The following is a 21,431-nucleotide window of genomic DNA, read 5'->3' on the forward strand; positions in this document are numbered from 1 at the left end:
TGTTCGCGCATAGGCATGGCTCAATAGCCGGGTTCACAGCAGCAAACTATTTGAAATTTACCTATTTAACCCAACTAACCCAAAAGTATGGATTATTTTTATTTTAAACAAGGGGTTCGGCATCGCTGGATTTCGCCCCATATTATGATTGTTATGAGAATAACGACATTCCTACTGCTCATCGGTTGCGTGCATGCAAGCGCCAATACCTATGGGCAAAAAGTAACCCTCTCCGAGCGGAATGTTTCGCTGGAGCAGGTTATCAGCTTATTGAAGCAACAGACAGGCTATGATTTCCTCTATGGTGCCGACTTGCATACCGATTCCAGAAAGGTCACGATTGAAGCGAAGAATCAGGAGTTTTCACTTGTTTTAAATCGTTTGTTTGGCGATGAAAGCTTTAGCTATACGATCAGTGATCGTACAGTTGTGATCAATTCAAAAAAAGATGCCACTGAACCACAAAGGACCATTCAAGGTAAAGTGCTGGATGAAAATCGAAAGCCATTGCAAAGTGCCACGGTTTCTGTAGAAGGAACCAATCAGAGTATACAAACAGATCTATTTGGTATGTTTACCTTGACCAATGTAGATGCAGATGCGACTATACGTATTAGTTATGTGGGTCACGATACTCGGGTCATTAAAGTAGCAACTATTAAGGGATTTATCGAGGTCATCATTCGGATGTCTGAAAATAAATTGCAAGAAGCCAATGTATTGAGTACGGGGTACTATACCTTACCGAAAGAGCGGGCTACAGGATCTTTTGAACATGTGGACAATGAATTGTTTAATAGAAATGTAGGTCCAGACGTGATCACGCGTTTGAAAGGGCTGACGGTCAGCACCATTTTTGGACCTGTGGATAATCCACCGAGTTATACTAACCCTTCAGGAAATACTACATTAGGTAGCAGAAAGCTCAATGCTTTAAATCAATTACAAATCCGTGGCATCAGTACATTAGAGATGAGTACTCCCTTTGATGCGGGTACACCCGGGCGGTTGCCTTTGGTTATTTTGGATAATTTTCCTTTTGAAGGCGATATTAATAATATTAATCCCAATGATGTGGAATCTGTGACGATCCTGAAAGATGCTGCAGCCGCTTCCATTTGGGGGAGCCGTTCCTCTAATGGCGTGATTGTCATTACTACGAAAAAAGGAAAATTGGAGCAACCGTTGCGCATCTCTGTCAATAGCAATGTCACCATTAAGGAACGTCCGGATTTATTTTATGCTCCTTTTATGAATAGTTCGGATTATATCGATATCGAGAAGTCTAATTTTAATAATGGTATTTACGACTGGTATGTCGACGATCCATCGGCTTGGTATACGTCTATATCGCCCGTGGTCGCTTTATTGGCGAAACAACGATCATTACCTATGAGTGATGTGACAGGTCGGGCCGCCATTGATGGTCAGATTGATGCTTATCGAAACTATGACCGCAGAAAAGATATCACCAAATATCTGTATCGGCGCGCTGTTTTACAACAGTATTCTGCTAGTCTTTCGGGTGGTGGTCGCCAGTTTTCTTATTTTTTCTCGGGAGGCTATGATCACAATACGGATAGCGAAGTGAATGTCTATTACCGCAGAAAAAACTTACGGAGCAACATGACTTTTAAACCGCTCAATAAGCTGGAATTGAGTGCCGATATTCGTTATACCAATGGCTTGTATCATGCTCCTGCGATACTGGGTGCCCAACAAAGAGTCATGCTGTCGCTTCCATTCGAACCTTATCTTCGATTGGCCGATGAAGCCCGAAATCCGCTGGAAGTAATCAATCCATTTAATAGCCTAGTTTCAAATCACAGGTATCGCTGGGCGGCTGGAAATGGTCGCTTATTGGACTGGCGCTATTTCCCACTCAACGATATCCAGACCAATTATGGCGAGAGCAATACGCAGGATTTCCTAATGAACTTTGATGTCAATTATACCATCATCCCGGCTTTAAGAGCGAGTGTCAACTATCAGTATGGTAAAAGGAACAATTTAACCACCCAATTTTTAGATCGTGACTCCTGGTACATGCGAAGCTTTATCAATACTTATGCGACCTATAGTAAAACCGATCTGACGCTTCCCGCTACTTTCAATGTACCCATTGGCGATGCGATTAGTCAGACAGTCCAGCCGGGTACCTCCAATACCTTACGGGCACAGTTGAATTTTGACCAGACCTTCCATCAGCTGCATGAAGTCAATGCGCTCGTTGGTTTTGAACGAAGTGAAGCCAAGATTGATGGTAGTCCTTATGTCATCCAGTTATATGGCTATAATTCAGATCCGATGATGTTCTCACCCGTGCCTTATGATACTCCACTTTCCTATATAAATGGTGATGGAGGAACAAATGTTATTCCTGTTCCGATCTATCTGCTAACCTCCTATATCGACCGGAAGACCTCTGTCTTTATGAATGCTTCGTATAGCTACAATAAGCGTTATGTATTAACAATAAGCGCAAGAAACGATGCTGCTAATATTTATGGCATAGCAGCAAGTGATCGGATCAAACCGAACTGGTCCATTGGTGGGGCATGGAACCTGCATGAGGAAGCCTTTTTTATGCCCGGTCTATTGCAGACTTTGAAGCTCAGGGCGACCTATGGTTATATGGGCAACATCAACAATACGATTGCCACTTATCCATCGATTACGTATAGTTCATCTCCAAACACTATTACGGGTCTCAATTATGCTCAGGTCGGTCAGGCTCCCAATCCCTATTTAGCACCCGAGCGTACAGGCATGCTTAACATTGGGGTAGATTTTAGCCTGCGGAACAATCGGCTATCGGGTACCTTGGAATGGTATCAGAAGCGATCCAACAATCTGATTGCCCCCACACCGGTAGATAACAGTACGGGTTATCAATCGATCATGATGAATTCGGCAAATATGAAGACCAATGGCTTTGAGGCCACTCTGCAATCTATTAATCTGCAAAACCGGGATTTTAGGTGGACCAGCAATTTACTGTTCGCCTATACCCGAAACGTGGTGACCAAATATCTGCTGCCTCGCGCCGATAGAGCAAGCAATTATGTAGTCTTTAATGATGGTAGTCCTCAATTTAGCAGTTATCGTGAGGGGTATGATCCCTTTAGTCTGTATACTTATCGTTTTGCAGGTCTGGATCCGCAGACCGGTGACCCGTTGGGCTATGATACGAATGGTCATATTACAAATGATTATAATGAAATAATTAACAATTCGAAAGTTCAACATCTGGAGAATCAAGGTTCGATTATCCCGATCTATAACGGTGCATTTCGTAATACGCTGCAGTGGAAATCTTTTTCGCTCTCGGCCAATATGCGTTATAGTTTGAAGTATAAATTGCTTCGTTCTGTTACTAATCAGGATGCTGGGTCTGGAGCATTATTTCGGTACTCAATGACTCCATATTGGTATTATGCCAATCGTTGGCAACAGCCTGGTGACGAGACCAAACCGGACGTGGTACCTTCCGTTCGACCGGGGGAAAATAATACTACTCGTGAACTATTTTATCAGGCTTCCTCTGCCCGTGTTATCTCTGGGGATCATATTCGATTGGAGGATATCCGTCTGGATTACCGGATTCCCCGTACAGGAAGGGTACTGCGCAGCATGCAGGTCTATTGTAGTATAAATAACCTTGGCATTATCTGGCGGGCCAACAAGTTTGGGATTGATCCAGCATCTATGATGCAACCGCCCGCCCCTCGAACGGTTACTTTAGGTTTTAATGCGAGTTTTTAGCAGGAATTAATGTAGAGAAATTATGATGAAGAACAAATTAATATTCATAATCATTCTGTTGCTATTTTTGCAGACAGGATGTAAAAGCGACTTCTTGGATCAGCGACCGAATCTAGCGCAGGTAACTCCCGCTACCCTGGCTGATTGCCAGGCGCTATTGGATGATTATTCCCGTATGAATGCCAGTTATCCGGATCATGGGGAGGTCGCATCAGATAGTTATTATTTTACGGATGCTGTGTACAATAGTCTTTCTGATGCGAACAATACAGCGGAAAATAAGAATAATTACATTTGGCATGCTCAAGGTGAGCATGTTGCGCAATGGTCTCGGGGCTATCAGGTTGTTTACAATGCCAATTTGGTGCTGAGCACATTGGAAAAGCTGTCTGCTGATGATCCTAATTATAAAATAATCAAAGGATCCGCTTTGTTTATTCGTGCCTTTGCTTTTTACCATTTGGCACAGCTCTTCTGCAAACCTTATACCGCCGGAACAGCAGGTACGGACCTCGGCATCCCTCTACGGATGACACCAAATCCCCAAGAGGTATCGAGCAGAGGAACGGTAAAGCAGGTCTATGATCGGATTACAACAGATTTGAATGAAGCTGTTGCTCTGTTACCTGTTGAGGTTCAGGTTAAATCACGCCCTTCCAAAGCAGCAGCCTATGGAGCCTTGGCGCGGACTTATTTGTCTATGGAAGACTATGGCAATGCCGCTAAGTTGGCCAATGAATGCTTGAAATTGCAAAGTACGTTGATTGATTATAATGCGACTAGTAATCCTGCAACTTCCACAACCGTCAATAGCAGTGCTACTGGTCCATCCTTTATGAGATTCAATACCGAAGTGATCTTTCAGGCGGTTACAATTTCTGGAACACTGAGACAGAGTAATGCATTGATTCATCCTGATCTGTATAGTATGTACAGTTTATCTGACCGTAGGCGAGCGGTATTTTTTCAAAGTTCAGGTGCTAATTTCGTTTTTAGAGGAAATTATGATGGCACGACCAATCCGGTCTTATTTATGGGATTAGCGACCAATGAAATGTACTTGATCCGAGCGGAATGCTATGCTCGTGTAGGCAACACGGTATTGGCTATGAATGATTTAAACACCTTGATGGCAAAACGCATGGTACCGCCTTATGTCAACCGGACAGCAAGTAGTGCTAATCATGCGTTGGTGCAGATTTTAACGGAACGCCAAAAGGAACTGATCTTCCGTACGCTGCGGTGGACCGATCTGCGTCGTTTGAATAAAGACCCACAATTTTCAGTTGTGCTACGTAGAAATATGAATACCATACCGTATACACCACTGCAGCCCAATGATCTGCGTTATACCTTTTTAATTCCAACCCGGGAAGTCATCGATTTAACCGGTATGGAGCAGAATCCGAGGTAAGAATAGCTGAAATGCTTTCATTAAAAAGAAATTGAACATTATGAAGACAATATTTAGAATAATAAGATTTTTCCTGATCTTTTTCTGTGGATTATTTTTGTACTCTTGTCAAAAGGAAATGGTATGGCAGGCAGAGGCGGGTATTGCCAAGGTCAATGTGATCAATGCCGTAGTAACGGGCGGAAATGCCAAGGTCAATGTATCGGCAAAGCAAATAAATTGGAGCAGTATTCCTGATAATCAAGCTTTGGGCGGATTTACACTGAGTAGAATGTTTATTGTTCCAACGGACAGGAATACAGTATTTCAGCTTGTACCCCTCAGTGATACCACAAATATGTGGTACAATCAGGTTGCTCAGTTGGATGGAGGAAAGGTCTATACCTTGTACCTGTCGGGTACGCCAACAGATTTAAAGACAAAATTTCAGGAAGAAATTAACTTTCCAGATTATGTGATCCGCGATCCGGGGAAACCTACTCCCTCAGCAGATAGTATTGTTAATATCCGATTTGTCAATCTGTCGTCATCAGGCCCTAAATTGGATATCAATATGCTTAATAATATAGCACTGGAAGCAAATGATTTGGGCTACCAGCAATTCACGGATTTCAAAGCTTATCCTGCTCGGAATAATACATATACCATCACTTTTCAAATTCGAAATTCAGCAGATAAGTCATTGATCGCGACTTACGATTTTAATGCAGATTTTTTTCGCTTTAAATCAGTAGCGGTTGTGCTGATGGGGGTGTATAATACACTTGGACTTCCCTTCGTAGACAACTATCGTATAGAATCAATTCCTTATCAATAGTAAATCAAAATTCGAAAGAAACCCTGCAAATATAAAGTGCAGGGTTTCTTTCTTTAAGCTTGCTTGTGGGCAGTACTTATAAATATAAATATTTTTTAGACCAAGAATTAGGGAATCTATGCTATTAAGGAACCTATAGATATAAACTTACACTAATTCTATTATGAAATTAACAACAGTCATTTGTTTTCTTTTATTATTAACAAGTATTACACAGGCGCAGGAAAAAGATAAATATGGTCGGCCACCTTTGGTGCCTGGAATTGCCGAGCTAAAAATTGGAGATCAAGTTCCTGATATTTTGATTGATAATATCATTAATATCGATAAGCGTAGCATCCGCACTTCGGATTATAAAGATCGGTTATTGGTCCTTGATTTCTGGGAGCGGAGTTGTGGTACCTGTATCGCGAGCATGCCCAAGCTGGATTCTTTACAGCGGGTATTTGGCGACCAGATTAAATTGTTATCCGTTACCTGGGAATCGGAAGCGAATATTGTTGATTTTTTTAAGAAAAATCGTTTTTTAAAAGAATATAATCCACCTGTGCACCGAGCTTCTGCTGTTGATGATAGGATTTTACGTTCTTATTTCCGCTATCAGACCAATCCACATGTCATCTGGATTTATAAAGGTAAGGTGATGGCCATTACGGGATACGAACATATTTCGAGTACCAATATTCAGGAAGTATTGGATGGGAAAACCGTGAGTTGGCCCTTGAAGAACGATAGCTTTGATCCGATGTATCCCCTCATGCGCTTGGATGGCTTGTCGGAAGAAGTTAGGGATTCACCTTATTACGGTTATTCTGTCTTGACCGGAACATCCAATTCGATGCAGATTGGTTTAGGAGGACTTTTTTTTAAGCAAGATACCGTACGAAACTGCAGTCGTCTTGCTTTCTTTAATCAGGACCTTTCGTCCATCTATCAAATTCTGTTATATGCAACAAAGCCATCTGTAACGATGGAAGACATGAGAAAAGATGCGACTAAAAGACCTTACATTCCGCATCCCGCACGTCGTATATTAGAGGTCAAGGATGTTTCCCGTTTTCGCAATGATCGCCAAGAGGATAAAGTGGTATGGGACAGTAAAAACCACTTCTGTTACGAAATGGAAAAACAGGGGCGACTAGAAAAACAAGCATTGGCAAAACAAGCTTTAACGGATCTGAACAATAGATTTTATCTGAATGGGCGATATGAAAAGCGTAAGGTTAAATGTTTGGTCTTTGTGAAAACCGATAAACCGCTCACCGATACTTTGCCGAAAGGAAAGGGAGGGATGTCAATTCCTGCTTTGGTGATGATGAGTTTAGATTATGCGCAAAAATATCCACCCGCTATCGATGAGACAGGATTAGGGTACAATGTAGAGTTTAATATTATGCCAGATGATGGTACCCTAGCTGGGTTTCGCAAGGAGATACAGCGCCATGGTTTGGATCTAATAGAGGCCGAACGGGAGATTGAGGTTCTAGTGATTTCGGACGCTAAATAGCACGTATTAATTATTTGATACAAGAAACCCTGCAAAATTTTGATTGCAGGGTTTCTTTTTTAAACTGCTCGTAGGCAGTATGGCTAAGCCGGAATTTTAAAAGCGCTTTTGTAAACGCTTAATGTATTTGTTTTTACACACAGAATAATCTATTTCAACCCTCCTTTATTGGGTCGCTCTCAATAGTACATTTGCACTTTCTGCTCTGCTATTAACAGCATCTGCAATTTCCAAAATTAATTCTGATGTAAGAATAGGCTTCTGATTATTATCAGCAGCTTGTATTTCGCATAGGAAAATTTTGGGACCTGGATAGTTTGTCGGTGGTGTAGTAGTAATTGTGAAGTTGCAAGAGCTTCCAGTACTACCAGAATTATATATATACCAAGGCATAAATTTAGTGCTTTTATAGATCAAAAAGCATAAACTTGAATTATTTAAATAGATCCAGTTAGATGATTGATATATCAATGCGTTATTTATTTTTAATGCTATTTTTTGTTAATCAATCTGAAAAAATCAAGAAACCCTGCAGAATATAATTTGCAGGGTTTCTTTCTTTAAACTGCTCGTGGGCAGTACGGCTAAGCCGAAATGTTAGAAACGTTTTGATAAACGTTTATTGTATTAGTTTTAACACACAGAATAATCTATTGCAACCTCCTTTATGGTTTCAATAGGACATTTGTACTTTCCGTTCTATTTTGGAGTGCATCTGCAATTTCTGTAACTAATTCTTCGGTAAGAATAGGCTTCTGATTATTATCAGCAGCTTGTATAGCACACAGGAAATTGTTGGGGTTTGGACAATTTGGAGGAGTATTTCCATGAAGGGTATAGCTGTTAGGAACTCCAACACTACCAGAAACATAATTGTACCAAGGCATAATATTAGTGCTTTTATAAATCAAAAAGCGTAAACTTTAATTGGTCGCTTACTCGTTTACAGGGTTTTCAGCTTCGCCCTTTGCCTACTCGATTTTGGATTTTCGGCCTTCTCCGGTTTTAATGGCTGCTTAGGTAGATAATTGTGTTTTACGTCTTTTTTTAATAGGTTTTTACGTCTTTACAATTATCAACTCAGCTACACTTTATATTAATCACGCGCGTGTGAGAAAGTGTCATGCTTCTTGTCATGTGTTTTCACTTTTTTATGTTTTTAGAAACACACTGACTGTATTTGTATTGCTCTCCAAAGCTCCTGCTATTTCACAGATGAGCTCGAAAGTCAAAATTCGTTGTCCATATTATCCATTTCTATCATGGTTACTTTATGGAGTTGGCCTTAAAAGCACATTTGTACTTTCAGTCCTACTGTTCACTGCATTAGCGATCTCACATATTAAAGCAAGTGTAATAATAGGAGAACCCGAATTATCACTAGCCTGTATCGCACACAAGAAGTTGTTTGGATTTGGACAAGGTGGAGGCGTACTTCCAACAATTGTATAACTGTTAGGACTACAGATATTTCCTCCGATATATGAATACCATGGCATAATTGTAGCGCTTTTATAGTTCAAAAAGCTTAAACTTTAATTTTTTTATTGTCTACTCTGTTATAGGATTTTCGACGTTGTCCTAAATTTTTTTAAGGTGTTGGCCTTAATAGTACATTAGTACTTTCAGTCCTACTGTTCACTGCATTAGCGATCTCGCATATTAAACTCATTGTAATTATTGGATGACCCATATTATCAATGGACTGTATAGCACAAAGAAAATTGTTCGGATTTGGACAGTTTGGTGGTGTTGAAGCAGGGCTGTAACTATTTGGGTTGCAAATATCTCCGGAATTGTATCTATACCAAGGCATAATTGTAGGGCTTTTATAGTTCAAAAAGCTTAAACTTTAATTTCTTTCTAGTCTACTCTGTTTTAGGATTTTCGACATGCTCCTATTATTTGCAACCTATTAGAACAATTATGAACGTAACAGCACGTTTGTTGTATCTATTCTATTTTGTAGTGCTAAAGCAATTTCTTGACATAGTGCAGCTGTAATAATAGGTGATCCCATATTGTCTGAAGCCTGTATTGCACATAGAAAATTATTAGGTGCTGGACAGCTAGGAGGTGTCGTTCCAATAAGAACATAATTGTTTGGACTACATGGATTGTGTGGAAATGAATCTACTGGGTTATATACATACCAAGGCATAATCGTAGCGCTTTTATAGATCAAAAAGCATAAACTTTAATTTCTTTCGTCTACTCTGTTACAGGATTTTCGACAAGCTCCTTTATTCTTTTTTATAAGTGGTACCAAACCTTATTGGTACCTTCCTGCAGGAAATATTCCTGTCTCAGGATGATGTTTTCACTATCGCATCCTGATAGTACCGCCGCTGACATTTCTTTTTGAAGTGATTCATCAATAATGGGCTTTCCGGTTGCATCAAAGCAGGCATTGATGGCGTAGATCTTGTCTGTACAGCCCTGAGTGCAGGGTGATTTTTTACCGACCACATAACGTGTGTACTGGGCGGGATCGGTAGGATCAAACCGTGTACCTTGTCTGGGTGTAAAGAGATACCATATTCTCATCTTGCTTTGCTTTGAGTGAACCTAAATTCCTATCTTGCTTACTCGTTTACAGGGTTTTCAGCTTCGCCCTTTTGTTTTTTTATCATCTGTGTTATCAGGTGATGCTAGGCCCGTACCAGCATTTACTCTTTTGGGCAAGTGGCCGGGCCTACAGCATGCACCTCAATCAGACACTATGAACATTGTACTGTACGTGATCCTAAATTCCTATCCTATTTATTCGTTGACAGGATATTTAGCGCTTCACCTTTTATATTTAACATGCTGTGCTTTTGATCTGATGTGAGGCACCGTACCAGCATTTGCTTTTCTGGCATTGGTACGGGCCTACATCATAAACCTAAATTTTAACAATTCAAATTATCAACTACGGCATGGTTTCAACTTAATCGCAATCATGATCACATTTGCTCCCTTTGAGCAACACATTGGTCGTGCTGGTCTGATTTTCCAGTGCACAGCAGATCTCGGCTTCCAGATCGCAGGTGATAATCGGTTTTTTGTGGTGATCCATGGCCTGTATCGCACAGACCATCAGGTGGCCCTCACAGTATGGCGGATGATTGCCATAAAGCGTGTACTGGTTTTCGTCTTTCGGATTTCCATCCTTTGAACAGCAGGGGGTGAATGTATACCAAGGCATAATCGGGTTGCTTTTATAAATCAAAAAGCGTAAACTTTAGTTATTTAAATAAGTTGAACTGCATCAACAATACGCCCACTAGGGCAATGGCAGTCAACCACATATTGACTTTTAAATGTTTTTTCCATCCCATCCTTCTGAACATACCTCCACAAGGGCAGGGATAAATATCATAGACCTGAAAAATAATCCCGGAGACATAGACCGTGAAGATCAACATCAGTGCAAACGAAAAGTAGAGGCCTAATAATCTCGTCTCCGGGAAAAGCAGCATGAAAACAACCGAAAGCTCCAGCAGCGGTATCAGCAAAGTCAGAATCGGTACGCTCCATTTGGGGATTGCCTGTGAACCTAATATATCGTAGAAGTATTTCATCTTAAAAAATTTTGGTATTGCTGTGTAAGCCCAAAGCAGGACAAATAACAGTACAATAGCATATGTAATAATAGTCGCAATCATAATCGTAGTTTTAAACTGTGAACTAACTAAGACTAAGGTAAAGGGAAAACGAAGGGGAACGGTAGCACATTTGTACCACTTTTTTTGTTAAGCGCTTAACAATTAAAATGCTCATTTTGTGACAGTTCTATTGTTGACAATTAGCATTTTTTATTGTGAAACGATGTTGTTTTGTTATGATGCAATAATAATTTCTTGTCTGTAGGAAATTTATTGTATTTTGCATCTAAAATGGCATTGAACTTGTGGCCTAATGGAATTCTGCATGAAAATTAAAAAACACCAAAAAAACTGATTTTTTTCTTGGTAAAATGATCCAGTTTCGGAATACTTTGGCAGTCGTTCTCTCAAATACTCAGTTCCAGACCATTTATAGGACAATAAAAAGGTCAAAACTGGAGTTATGCGCCTCTATTAAGGTGAAAAATGATGACCGTAAGCGTTGCTTATTCCCAGAAAGAGTAGGGTAGCAGTGGTTTGCTGTCTGAAATTCTTTTAAAAGTGGTGTCGCGATTTATGCCTTACAACCGTTATATTAACTATAAATACTAAATAATCTGAATTATGAAGAAAACTTACCTTTTATTATGCAGTCTGTTGGCTGTAATCACTCTGTTTTACGCCTGCAAAAAAGACAATAAGTATGAAGAGTTAACCCAGCTTGCGGACATGAAATTGCAGGAAGCGATTAAGTTAGCAGAAAATCAACCTTGCAAGCCTGCAGAAGAATGGCGTATTGACACGTTTTCCTACCGTTATGTCGCTGTACATCCAGGTTTTGAAAAAGAGTATAATAAATTGGTTGAAGAATACAGAAAACTATCTGAACAAGCTGATAAAGCGTACAAACCAGGCAAAAACGGTGCGCTTGTTTATGATACTTCACCGGTTGTGCTACCTCCGCACTTTGGTGTGCGCTGCAAGGATGGTAAGATGATCGTAGCATTGGCTACAGATCTTGAGCTAGTAGAGATTAACCAAAGATTGGAAGTGTTATTCCCTAAAGTTCGAGATTTCTTCAAAGACACGCCCTGTACCGACGCGAGCAAATGGGGTGTAATCAATTTACGAAAAGACTGCGAATTTGTACCTATCGCGATCACCGATACACCTAACTTTAGATCTTTTGCAGAAATGGAACAGCAATACAGCGCTTTGAATACCGCTAAGGTACGGTTGACCGAAGGAATGGACTGTCCGGCAGTTAATCCCAACCCTTCTAAAAACGTAGTCTGTGTTGATGGCAAAGCCAGTGTGAAATTGTAACCCGCTTTAGATAAGTAGTTTGAGAGGGCGATGTGGCGGAAATAGTATTGTGTTTGCGTTCAATAGCAGCCCTACAGTAACCTGCTTATTTTCAAAATCAAGGCCTGCATGTTAGTTTTGGTAAACTATTGTCTCGACAGCCTTTTCCATGGTTACCTATTCAGATGGTCGAGGATGGTTATGGCTTCGAAAAACTCGCAGATAAGGCTAAGAGTCTTTTCCAGGACTTAATGGTTCTGGAAAATCAATATTATTTAAGCAGATCGGTAGCCAGTATTATAATGGCTATTTTGTAAATTCGGACGATATTGAGAAAGAATTAAAGAGTACCAATTTAATTATTCGTGACGAAATCTCCATTTTTAATAATCCTGTCCACAGACCTATTTAGCCATTTTTTAATATGTGGTTTCAGCAAATTAAACTTATACTTATCTATTTTAAGCTGTACTACTGGATTACCAAATACATTATTATCGATAAAATCATGTACACTTCTTAGTTTTTGATTGCAATAATAGAGCTCAATTGTATCGTTTTCATGATTACCTTTGAATAATAGAAAAGGTGCATTTTGCCAACGATAATTCGTGCTGAGCGATTTATTACTAATCGACAAAATCATATAAATCGGAAGATCTGGGCTAAAATACCTGCGGCTATTTTTTATATGCGTTTCGTTTTTTAGCACGATATTTTTTTCCAGAAGAGGAGTTTCCAAACTATTTGCTAGTTCTTTAACATCATTGAATATTAAGCTCTCGAAATCTGCTTTAAATTTCTTGAATTTAACCCAGTAGATTTCATACTTTATATTTTCTTTCTGTTTCTTTTCTTTTACTGTTAACTTTCTTTTAATGATTTCTTCATCAAATGCTAAAAGACTTTTTTCCAGTGATTTAATAAGGTCATCCATATCATTCTAATATTTTGTTATTATTCCATATTCTTTCTCGTTTTCTAATTAATCCATCCCCAGATCACCGCGCTAAGCAAAAAATAAATTGCAAATGCAGCGATAATAACACCGATTGCTTTTAAATATTTAAGGTTGCCGTTATCGTCATTTCTTAATAATTGTAGATTGAGCATAAATGCAACTGCCCCAATGCCCCCGCCTAGTGCGCCACCACCAATAAATACTATGGAAAAGGGCATTACAGCTAAGACTGCTTGATACCACTTTAGTTTTTCTACTATATTATATTTAAGGTTATTGATTTGTAATACAGGTATGATGTCAGGAAATGAAGATTTTGGAAATGCTTTCACAATATCTCCGTTATTATCTGGTATTAGAAAAGGTTTTCCTTTTTCACTGGATCGCTCCACGAAAACTTCGTCTTTGTATAATGTTTGTTTACCTGTCCAAAATGAAACTTCTATTTCAAAGTTAGAATCTGGGAAATCTGGTAGTGTAAATTGGTGCTTCATTTAATGTTATTATTGATTTTCTAACTTCCTTTTAGCTTTTCCTATTAAGCGTTCATCCATAGGTTTGTGAATTAGGTAGAGAGGATCACTAACTTCTTCACCCTTCTCATTCTTAAATTTTCTTGATCTCCTTAATTTCTTAAAAGTACCTTTTAGCAATCCACTATTTAGGTAAATCGTGACACCTTTTTTTAATGGATAGGGGAGACATCTTGTGATTTCTGATTCTGAAAATTGTGTGCCCACATCTAGATGCTTAATAGCAAGTATTATGTAACTAGCTGTATTTTTTAGACCATTCTCTCCAACATCATCCGCAGCAGTATAAGGTGTATCTAGAATTATTTTTTTTGTTGCTTCTGGGAGATCATCCCATACAGGATACGTGTCTTTATCTTCTTCAAAGGTGGACCAATCCAACCCATAGATTAACGGGTATGCTTCCATTAGTTCTACATTCAACTTCCTTCTACTTGATTCAATTCCCTTATAAACTAAGTTTTTACCTAACAATAATAGGTCAATTTGTTCCTCAGTAAGCTGAAAATGGAGTCTAAACTTCTTACTTCTAGCTATAAATTTCTCTTCGTTGCTCATGTTTCGAAATTGTTTAGTTTAAAATATTTGAACTCCATCTCTATAAATATAGACCTATAGAATTTTACTAATTTGGTTATTGATGATATATAATCCTTATACGGTTAATAGTTAAATAAAAGCTTTTCAATCCTTGCTTATATCTGCTTTATGGTTGGGAAATTGAATTAAAAATTCCTTAAAAAATGTATCCAAGTCAATTTTTTGGAATTGAGTTATTGCATAGATAGTCGATAATGGAATATTGTATCCTTCTTGACTCCCAATTTTTGAGATGGTAGAAGATGATAAGTCACATGCCTCAGCATATTTGTTTAGTGAAGTTTCAGTACCATTTATTTTGAATGGATTGAAATACTTAGTTACAATAAACATGCATATATTTTTATTTAACTCTGTAGCGGAATCATCTTTTGCAGCCATTTTTATTCTGATTTAATATTTTTAAAAAAAAAATAGTGTTCGCTATAGCGAATACTTAATATTATTTTATTATCTTTGATTATTAATTATATGCGACAATTACGGTAGGAGCTTATGTCCCTACTGTTACGATGTCTCTCGTTTGAGAAAACCGGCAAAATTTGACCTGCGAGAAGACTGCGAGTTCGTCAAAATCTATTGGATTATTTCTATCTTTACAGATATGATATAGCCAATAGGGCGAGCTTTGTATCAGTCTTTCTGGAGGTAAGCAGAAAAATCTCGTGAAGATTATATTGCAAGGGTTCCATGCCGGTTTCCCTCAACCATTAAGCAGCAAGGTTCGACCTATTGGTATTATGTCAATAAGTACTTTCCTAAGCTTTCCGAGTCACATCGTTCACATAACCTTTTTAATAATTATGATGCAACGAATTAAAACCTCCAACAAAAGAACCACTCAAGACAGGATCAAGGATCAAGGTCATCGGTTCGCCAATTTCAAATTAATAAAGAACATATTCTGCGCGCCAGAATAAGCGTTACATTAATCATAACGCCAAATAGGTTAGGGGAAACTAGTACCAAATCAAAATGTGCGCAGATAGTAGAAAGCATGGTGTAATGACCATACCTGATACTAAAAAATGCGAGCTCTTGATAGGTTATTATCAGCTTCTTACCATCCCTGAATGGTTTTATGTTACCGACTTTTATTTTATTGGTACACAATTATATGCTCCAACAAAAAGAGGATCGGAGGCCTACTTTTCTTTTTCCACTTTAAAAGTACAATCTTTCCTTTAGTAAAGCAAATGATGTTCGTTAATATTTTATCGTAATACATTAATATTATAAAAGTCGGTTTTGTTCTTTAATCCAAATTATGCAATAGCGGAGACTACAAATAACCAATTGACGAAGACTATATAATTGCATTTTCTCGATTTATTTTTTTAACCTGGTTTCCTTAATGCCCAAGTTATGTCCAATCGGGTAGGGTTTAAGGGAGCCAATTTAAACCTTAAAATAATGCAAAAAACTTGCAAAGGGGACGGCTATGCGCTATCCCGAGAGGAAGAAATGTTTTCGTATTTGAGTGAAAAGTGCGTCCCCGTTATCAAAAAACGAACTATGATAACACTCTTACCCACAAGAACATTGAAAAATGCTAGACGAATGAGATCTAAAGATCGCCAGCCTTATGTGCCTAAGGCTATCTTAGAAAAAAGAGCGAAGGAATCTTATTATTCTTTATTGATTCCATCGGAAAAAGATATTAGTCCATTCATTACTGTTGTACGCGATGCACGCAATGATGTAATACGGATTACAATGGTCAATATGGCGATCTATGAGTGCTACCTGTTTGCTCTTGGACTGCCCGCTAACTTTCCGAGTGAGCAGATCATCGTTCATGGTCACGATCGGGCCCGATACATCCCCTGTCGAACTTGCCAGTACTGTGAAAAACTGCTATTCGACTATGAACTCACTGTTCCTAGCGGTACAAGTATAGAAGACTATCAACAACAGGTATTGAATGATCTGAATGTGCACTTTCAGTTAGATGTGAAAGTAGAGAATCTTTCCGTAGTGAAAGACAGCAGAAGAGTATTTACTACGGCTGGTGAGTCTGTCGAATTGCTATGGGAAGAACAGCTGATGCTGATCATAAAAGCTAAAGCTGCAGTAGAAAAGAATCAAGAATTCATATTAGAAAAGAATTAAATAAAGTTTCACTACCTGTGACGCCGATTCTTCCGAGGGATACATTGACGACCTGGTCAACCCTCGGCAAGAAACGGTGATAGGCGAAGCTTTATCCAAAAATTAACAACAATGAACACATATATAATATATATAAACAAGCTCTGGGGATATCTCCGGAAGCTTCTTAAGCCACAAGGAGCAGAAATACTGCTGATCAGTAAGGTGCTCTCAGTGTGCTTATTTATGACCTTTCATATGTTGAGTAGTGCTCAGACGCCCCGCAAGGACAGCGGGGCTGATGGGCCTATCAATCATGTATTGCGCGGTACTGTTGTGTCTGCTGTAGATAACAAACCATTGGAAGGGGTATCGGTCCGAGTCGAAGCCGAAAAGGGGAGGACCTCGACCAAGAGAGATGGAACATTCAGTTTGCAGGTTGAGCATGCAAAAGGACCCGTGAAGTTTACCTATGTCGGCTACAAAAGCCAAGAAATCAATTATACCTCAGGGGTATCGTTAATTGTGAAATTGATACCCGAAGATAACAAACTCGAAGAGGTGGAAGTCGTATCGACAGGATTTCAGAAAATACCGAAAGAACGCGCCACGGGTAGCTTCGAGTTTGTGGACAATAAGTTGTTCAATAGAAAAGTATCTACAGACTTTGTCAGTAGGCTGGAAGATGTGGTGCCGGGGATAACCTCAATGAAAATATATCCTGAAAATAAAGGAGATCTTTTGAATGTTCACATAAGAGGAATCAGTACTTTGGGTTCAGAAGGATGGCCACTGGTTGTTATTGATGGTGTACCTTATGATAATAAGGGTGCTGATGTCGGAATAGGAGCATTTAATAATATCAACCCGAATGATATCGAGAGTGTTACTGTATTGAAAGATGCCGCTGCATCCTCTATTTGGGGTGCGCAGTCGGGCAATGGGGTCATTGTGATCACCACGAAACGAGGGAAGTTTAATGAACGGACAGAGCTCAGTTTCAACTCCAATGTTAGTGTCAAGGCAAAGCCCGACTTGTATTATTACCCACAGATGAATACTTCGGATTATATCGATGCACAACAGTATTTGTTCGATCAAGGGAAATATGATAGTTGGTTTGAAGATAAATATTATAATCCGCAACCCGCGTTATGGCTGATGTACAATAGGCGAAATGGGGATGTACCTGAATCGGAGTTCTATAAACAAATTAAGCTCATGAAGAATACGGATCTACGAGATGATTTCTTGAAATATATCTATCGGAATGCGATCAATCAGCAATATCATGCGCAATTACAAGCAGGTGGTGAGCGGGTTAATACACTTTTTTCTGCGGGCTACGATAAGAACTTAAATGATGTGATTACTTCTTCCTTCAGTCGTTTGAACCTCAAATCCAATACGCAGTTCAAACCCATTAAAAATTTGGTAGTGGATTTAGGGCTGATGTATACAGAAATAAAAAAGCAGGAATCACTCGTTCCGGTGGGATATCATGGACTAGCAAAAGGTATGCAAAATTATCCCTATATGCGTCTAGCTGATGAACATGGAAATGCCTTAAATGTAGACGGTAGTGGACTTAATCCTGCTTTCAGGGATACGGTAGCAGGTGGACGTCTATTGGATTGGATTTATAATCCTTTGAATGAATTGGATGATTCAAAAGAAACACAGGTTATCAATGAATTTTTCACCACGATGAATGCTGGTTATCATTTTGATTTTGGATTAAAATTGAATGTACTTTATGCTTATCAACGCTCTAAATCCAAGTTCGAAGCATGGCAAGGTATGGGTACCATAGGACAACGAGATCTTATCAATAGCTATGCGAGTTGGACTGACGCTAAGGTGACTTGGAATCTTCCAGTTGGGGATAGTTTTTATCAATCAAATTGGGATAATCTTACACATCAAGGTCGAGCTACTGCTGAGTATTTTAGAAAATGGAATAATAAACATGAACTGACCCTATTTTCGGGTATAGAAGTGCGTAGCATTGAAAAAAATGCCACTTCTAGTCAATATTACGGATTTAATCCAGAAACAGGTTCTTATAAATCTGTGCCCTATGGCGTTTTACTACCGATGTTAAATGGAATCCTGGGTTCTTCCACGATTCGTGACCCCAATAGTTACCAACATTTCCAAAATAATTTCCGATCCTATTTTGCTAATCTTGCCTACACTTATTTAGATCGATATATTTGGAGTGGCTCATACCGCAAAGATGCTTCCAACCTTTTTGGCGTAAAGAGTAATGATCGGGGACAGCCTTTTTGGTCTTTAGGTCTTGCTTGGATTTTGTCTAAGGAAACCTTTATGAAAAACAGTCCATTCGATCATTTTAAATTGCGAGGTACCTACGGGTATAATGGTAATGTGAATAATAGAACTTCGGCTTATCCAATAATCAACATCGTTACTAATCCTAATAGTACGACTGGACAGAACTACGGGATGATCAGTACACCTCCAAACCCGAGTTTACGTTGGGAACGGATAGCGATTACTAATCTAGGACTTGACTTTGCACTAAAGGGAAATAAGCTGTCGGGAAGTGTCGAATATTATGTAAAAAATGCCAAAGACCTGATTGCTCCAGATAGGGTAGACCCGAGTACGGGTTTTACGACCTTAATGATCAATAGTGGTAATATCCGTACCAAAGGTTGGGACATAAGTTTAAATGCTATTCCAATTCAGCTTAAAAACTGGACCTGGAGCAGTAATTTCGTTTTTACTTATGGACGGACAAAGGTGCTTAAATCCTATGTCTCAAATGAAAATGGGAAAGATTTCATCAGTTCCGCACAATCCAATCCAAGGACTGCAATTGAAGGCATGGACCTCTATTCGTTATTGGCCTACAAATGGGGCGGCTTAGATCCTGAAACAGGACAAGCACGCGCTTATTTGAATGGTGAGGTGTCCAATAATTATAATGCCATCTTAGCCTTGAAGGTACATGATCTTGAAAATTACGGTTCGACTGTACCTTTGTATACAGGAAGTTGGCGCAACAGCGTTCGTTTTAAGGAGTTGGAACTGTCATGGAATATTTCCTATCAATTGGGGCATAAATTCTTGCGCAATTCCTTTGATAACCTCTTGTTTTTGAACAGTGATATTGGGCATAAAGATTATGCGCTGCGCTGGCAAAAACCAGGAGATGAATTGCTGACTGATGTACCTGCTTTTAACTATCCTGCTGACTTAGGTAGTCAGGTTTTTATGCGATCATCCGCTCTATTGGAGAATGGAGGACAGATCAAACTTCGCGACATACAGTTGAGTCTTAATGTGCCTTTTGCGAATAGGTTTAAATTGAAAAATTTTAGAATATATGCTTACATACAAAATGTAGGTACTATTTGGCGAAGTAATAAAATAGGTATTGATAGCGAGTATGGCTCTAATATTCCAGAGGCAATCATGTCTTCACTAGGTGTTAATTTTAAACTTTAATCCGAATAATCATGAAATTATACATGTATATCTGTAGCATGTGTGCTATACTATCTTTGTGCTGCTGTAACAATTTTTTAGAGGTCAAACCGGATATCAAGATGGTTATACCCAAAAGTTTGGATGATGCTGAGCTTTTGCTTAATGACTATGCAACGATGAATACGGGCTATCCGATATACGGGGAATGGTCTGCCGATGAATATTATATAACTCCCGAAACATTTGACGCACGATTAGACTTTGATCTACGTAATACTTATACCTGGATGGATATCATTTACGACGATGTGTCGCAATGGCAAAGACCATATAGAGCTATATTTAATGCCAACCAAGTTGTAGAAATCATTAATAATAGTGGACAAGATATGGATGCCCTAAAGGTCAAAAACCTACTAGGGTTAGCACATTTTTTTCGGGCATTTGCTTTTCAGCAATTGGTTGAAGTTTTTGCGCCTGCTTATCAAAAAGAAACAGCTTCTGTTGAGATGGGAATCCCTTTGCGATTGACTCCCGGCATAGACGAACCTTCCAGTCGCGCCTCTGTTCAGGAAACATATGATCAGGTTTTGCGGGATTATAGGGAGGCATCGATTAGATTACCGATTGAAGAAGGTATAAAGGGCAGGCCTTCTCGAGCAAGTGCCTATGCAGGTCTGGCAAGAACTTATTTGGTGATGGGGAAATTTGAAGAAGCGTATCGATATGCGGATTCTTGTTTACAATTGAAAAGTGAGCTGATGGATTTTAATAATCTTGATAAAAATAAAGCATTACCAATTGCAAGATTCAATGCTGAAGTACTTTTTCCAGCCATATCTGCAACTTCAGGTCCAATGAATCTGAATTATGGCTTGGTTGATTCGTTGCTTTATAAAAGCTATGAACCCAACGATCTGCGAAAAGTTGTCTTTTTTCGAGCAAACAGTTATCCATTAAATTCCTACGGTTATAAAGGGAGTTATGATAATGCAATGGCTAATCTGTTTGTTGGCCTGACGGCAAGTGAGGTTTACTTGATCAAGGCGGAGGCAGGTGCTCGAATCGGTAAAATTGAAGAGGCCCTGACTGCATTGAATACTTTGGGTGAAAAACGATTTGAACGGAATAAATATGTTGCTGTTACCGAACGAAACCCCGAGTTGTTATTGAACCTGATTTTGAAAGAAAGACAAAAAGAATTGGTTTTTAGAGGGCGTCGCTGGTCTGATCTCAAAAGGTTGAATCTAGATCCTCGATTTCAGAAGACACTAAAGCGGGAGATGCATGGAGTGGTATACCAATTGGTGCCGAACAGCCGTAAATATGCCTATAGACTTCCTGAAATCGTAGTCAATAGTGGGAAAATACCTCAAAATATTCGCTAAT

The 21,431-nt window shown here is 39.1% G+C and carries 19 protein-coding genes; 9 read left to right on the plus strand and 10 right to left on the minus strand.

Going from position 1 to position 21,431, the window contains the following annotated elements:
• Positions 1-87 precede the first annotated feature (87 nt).
• The 4 genes from HCX49_RS12555 to HCX49_RS12570 all read left to right on the plus strand — a co-directional run bounded on the left by HCX49_RS12555 (position 88) and on the right by HCX49_RS12570 (position 7,503).
• A complete protein-coding gene (locus HCX49_RS12555) occupies positions 88-3,765 on the plus strand; it encodes a SusC/RagA family TonB-linked outer membrane protein (RefSeq protein WP_168127255.1) in 3,678 nt (1,225 codons plus the stop codon).
• A gap of 22 nt (positions 3,766-3,787) precedes the next feature.
• On the plus strand, positions 3,788-5,179 hold the full coding sequence (locus HCX49_RS12560; protein ID WP_168127256.1) for a RagB/SusD family nutrient uptake outer membrane protein: 1,392 nt from the start codon (positions 3,788-3,790) through the stop codon (positions 5,177-5,179).
• Between the two features lie 40 nt (positions 5,180-5,219).
• A complete protein-coding gene (locus tag HCX49_RS12565; RefSeq protein WP_168127257.1) occupies positions 5,220-5,996 on the plus strand; it encodes a DUF4397 domain-containing protein in 777 nt (258 codons plus the stop codon).
• A 163-nt stretch (positions 5,997-6,159) separates the two neighbouring features.
• Positions 6,160-7,503: a TlpA family protein disulfide reductase gene (locus HCX49_RS12570; protein ID WP_168127258.1), complete on the plus strand. Its 1,344-nt coding sequence runs from the start codon at positions 6,160-6,162 to the stop codon at positions 7,501-7,503.
• A 165-nt stretch (positions 7,504-7,668) separates the two neighbouring features.
• Here the strand turns inward: HCX49_RS12570 and HCX49_RS12575 are convergent, their stop codons facing one another.
• Both HCX49_RS12575 and HCX49_RS12580 read right to left on the minus strand, forming a co-directional pair.
• Complete coding sequence (locus tag HCX49_RS12575) at positions 7,669-7,896, minus strand: hypothetical protein (protein WP_168127259.1); 228 nt, start codon at positions 7,894-7,896, stop codon at positions 7,669-7,671.
• A 272-nt stretch (positions 7,897-8,168) separates the two neighbouring features.
• Positions 8,169-8,390 carry a hypothetical protein gene (locus HCX49_RS12580; protein ID WP_168127260.1) on the minus strand — a complete coding sequence of 74 codons (222 nt, stop codon included), beginning with the start codon at positions 8,388-8,390 and terminating at the stop codon, positions 8,169-8,171.
• Between the two features lie 223 nt (positions 8,391-8,613).
• Here HCX49_RS12580 and HCX49_RS12585 point away from each other — a divergent pair, with 223 nt between their 5' ends.
• Complete coding sequence (locus tag HCX49_RS12585) at positions 8,614-8,955, plus strand: hypothetical protein (RefSeq protein WP_168127261.1); 342 nt, start codon at positions 8,614-8,616, stop codon at positions 8,953-8,955.
• A gap of 472 nt (positions 8,956-9,427) precedes the next feature.
• On the opposite strand, the gene HCX49_RS12590 is transcribed toward HCX49_RS12585, so the two are convergent.
• The 4 genes from HCX49_RS12590 to HCX49_RS12605 all read right to left on the minus strand — a co-directional run bounded on the left by HCX49_RS12590 (position 9,428) and on the right by HCX49_RS12605 (position 11,153).
• Positions 9,428-9,664 (minus strand): hypothetical protein, encoded by a 237-nt coding sequence (locus HCX49_RS12590; RefSeq protein WP_168127262.1) that lies wholly within the window; start codon positions 9,662-9,664, stop codon positions 9,428-9,430.
• A 92-nt stretch (positions 9,665-9,756) separates the two neighbouring features.
• Positions 9,757-10,050 carry a hypothetical protein gene (locus HCX49_RS12595; RefSeq protein WP_168127263.1) on the minus strand — a complete coding sequence of 98 codons (294 nt, stop codon included), beginning with the start codon at positions 10,048-10,050 and terminating at the stop codon, positions 9,757-9,759.
• A gap of 385 nt (positions 10,051-10,435) precedes the next feature.
• Positions 10,436-10,693, minus strand: coding sequence for a hypothetical protein (locus tag HCX49_RS12600; protein WP_168127264.1), 258 nt, complete (start codon positions 10,691-10,693; stop codon positions 10,436-10,438).
• Between the two features lie 40 nt (positions 10,694-10,733).
• The gene (locus HCX49_RS12605) at positions 10,734-11,153 is read right to left on the minus strand and encodes a MauE/DoxX family redox-associated membrane protein (protein WP_168127265.1); all 420 of its coding nucleotides are present in this window, start codon (positions 11,151-11,153) and stop codon (positions 10,734-10,736) included.
• Between the two features lie 564 nt (positions 11,154-11,717).
• Between HCX49_RS12605 and HCX49_RS12610 the strand changes: the two genes are divergently transcribed.
• Positions 11,718-12,419: a hypothetical protein gene (locus tag HCX49_RS12610; protein WP_168127266.1), complete on the plus strand. Its 702-nt coding sequence runs from the start codon at positions 11,718-11,720 to the stop codon at positions 12,417-12,419.
• A 334-nt stretch (positions 12,420-12,753) separates the two neighbouring features.
• On the opposite strand, the gene HCX49_RS12615 is transcribed toward HCX49_RS12610, so the two are convergent.
• The 4 genes from HCX49_RS12615 to HCX49_RS12630 form a co-directional block, all read right to left on the minus strand.
• Positions 12,754-13,335 carry a hypothetical protein gene (locus HCX49_RS12615; protein WP_168127267.1) on the minus strand — a complete coding sequence of 194 codons (582 nt, stop codon included), beginning with the start codon at positions 13,333-13,335 and terminating at the stop codon, positions 12,754-12,756.
• Between the two features lie 44 nt (positions 13,336-13,379).
• Positions 13,380-13,853 carry a hypothetical protein gene (locus tag HCX49_RS12620; protein WP_168127268.1) on the minus strand — a complete coding sequence of 158 codons (474 nt, stop codon included), beginning with the start codon at positions 13,851-13,853 and terminating at the stop codon, positions 13,380-13,382.
• 9 nt (positions 13,854-13,862) lie between these two features.
• Entirely contained in the window at positions 13,863-14,450 is a 588-nt protein-coding gene (locus HCX49_RS12625; RefSeq protein ID WP_168127269.1) for a hypothetical protein, read from the minus strand.
• A 126-nt stretch (positions 14,451-14,576) separates the two neighbouring features.
• Positions 14,577-14,873 carry a hypothetical protein gene (locus HCX49_RS12630; RefSeq protein ID WP_168127270.1) on the minus strand — a complete coding sequence of 99 codons (297 nt, stop codon included), beginning with the start codon at positions 14,871-14,873 and terminating at the stop codon, positions 14,577-14,579.
• 1,032 nt (positions 14,874-15,905) lie between these two features.
• On the opposite strand from HCX49_RS12630, the gene HCX49_RS12635 reads away from it, so the two are divergent.
• The 3 genes from HCX49_RS12635 (at position 15,906) to HCX49_RS12645 (ending at position 21,430) form a co-directional block, all read left to right on the plus strand.
• Positions 15,906-16,604: a hypothetical protein gene (locus HCX49_RS12635; RefSeq protein ID WP_168127271.1), complete on the plus strand. Its 699-nt coding sequence runs from the start codon at positions 15,906-15,908 to the stop codon at positions 16,602-16,604.
• A 111-nt stretch (positions 16,605-16,715) separates the two neighbouring features.
• Positions 16,716-20,060: a SusC/RagA family TonB-linked outer membrane protein gene (locus HCX49_RS12640; RefSeq protein ID WP_168127272.1), complete on the plus strand. Its 3,345-nt coding sequence runs from the start codon at positions 16,716-16,718 to the stop codon at positions 20,058-20,060.
• Positions 20,061-20,098: 38 nt separating this feature from the next.
• On the plus strand, positions 20,099-21,430 hold the full coding sequence (locus HCX49_RS12645; RefSeq protein ID WP_262887348.1) for a RagB/SusD family nutrient uptake outer membrane protein: 1,332 nt from the start codon (positions 20,099-20,101) through the stop codon (positions 21,428-21,430).
• Position 21,431 lies beyond the last annotated feature (1 nt).

This window comes from Sphingobacterium sp. B16(2022), from assembly GCF_012030425.1.
Classification (GTDB): domain Bacteria; phylum Bacteroidota; class Bacteroidia; order Sphingobacteriales; family Sphingobacteriaceae; genus Sphingobacterium; species Sphingobacterium anhuiense.

Coding starts and splice junctions, on each gene's coding strand:
- HCX49_RS12555 (WP_168127255.1), top strand. CDS start 88: ATGGATTATTTTTATTTTAAACAAGGGGTTCGGCATCGCTGGATTTCG.
- HCX49_RS12560 (WP_168127256.1), top strand. CDS start 3,788: ATGATGAAGAACAAATTAATATTCATAATCATTCTGTTGCTATTTTTG.
- HCX49_RS12565 (WP_168127257.1), top strand. CDS start 5,220: ATGAAGACAATATTTAGAATAATAAGATTTTTCCTGATCTTTTTCTGT.
- HCX49_RS12570 (WP_168127258.1), top strand. CDS start 6,160: ATGAAATTAACAACAGTCATTTGTTTTCTTTTATTATTAACAAGTATT.
- HCX49_RS12575 (WP_168127259.1), bottom strand. CDS start 7,896: ATGCCTTGGTATATATATAATTCTGGTAGTACTGGAAGCTCTTGCAAC.
- HCX49_RS12580 (WP_168127260.1), bottom strand. CDS start 8,390: ATGCCTTGGTACAATTATGTTTCTGGTAGTGTTGGAGTTCCTAACAGC.
- HCX49_RS12590 (WP_168127262.1), bottom strand. CDS start 9,664: ATGCCTTGGTATGTATATAACCCAGTAGATTCATTTCCACACAATCCA.
- HCX49_RS12595 (WP_168127263.1), bottom strand. CDS start 10,050: ATGAGAATATGGTATCTCTTTACACCCAGACAAGGTACACGGTTTGAT.
- HCX49_RS12600 (WP_168127264.1), bottom strand. CDS start 10,693: ATGCCTTGGTATACATTCACCCCCTGCTGTTCAAAGGATGGAAATCCG.
- HCX49_RS12605 (WP_168127265.1), bottom strand. CDS start 11,153: ATGATTGCGACTATTATTACATATGCTATTGTACTGTTATTTGTCCTG.
- HCX49_RS12610 (WP_168127266.1), top strand. CDS start 11,718: ATGAAGAAAACTTACCTTTTATTATGCAGTCTGTTGGCTGTAATCACT.
- HCX49_RS12615 (WP_168127267.1), bottom strand. CDS start 13,335: ATGGATGACCTTATTAAATCACTGGAAAAAAGTCTTTTAGCATTTGAT.
- HCX49_RS12620 (WP_168127268.1), bottom strand. CDS start 13,853: ATGAAGCACCAATTTACACTACCAGATTTCCCAGATTCTAACTTTGAA.
- HCX49_RS12625 (WP_168127269.1), bottom strand. CDS start 14,450: ATGAGCAACGAAGAGAAATTTATAGCTAGAAGTAAGAAGTTTAGACTC.
- HCX49_RS12630 (WP_168127270.1), bottom strand. CDS start 14,873: ATGGCTGCAAAAGATGATTCCGCTACAGAGTTAAATAAAAATATATGC.
- HCX49_RS12635 (WP_168127271.1), top strand. CDS start 15,906: ATGCAAAAAACTTGCAAAGGGGACGGCTATGCGCTATCCCGAGAGGAA.
- HCX49_RS12640 (WP_168127272.1), top strand. CDS start 16,716: ATGAACACATATATAATATATATAAACAAGCTCTGGGGATATCTCCGG.
- HCX49_RS12645 (WP_262887348.1), top strand. CDS start 20,099: ATGTGTGCTATACTATCTTTGTGCTGCTGTAACAATTTTTTAGAGGTC.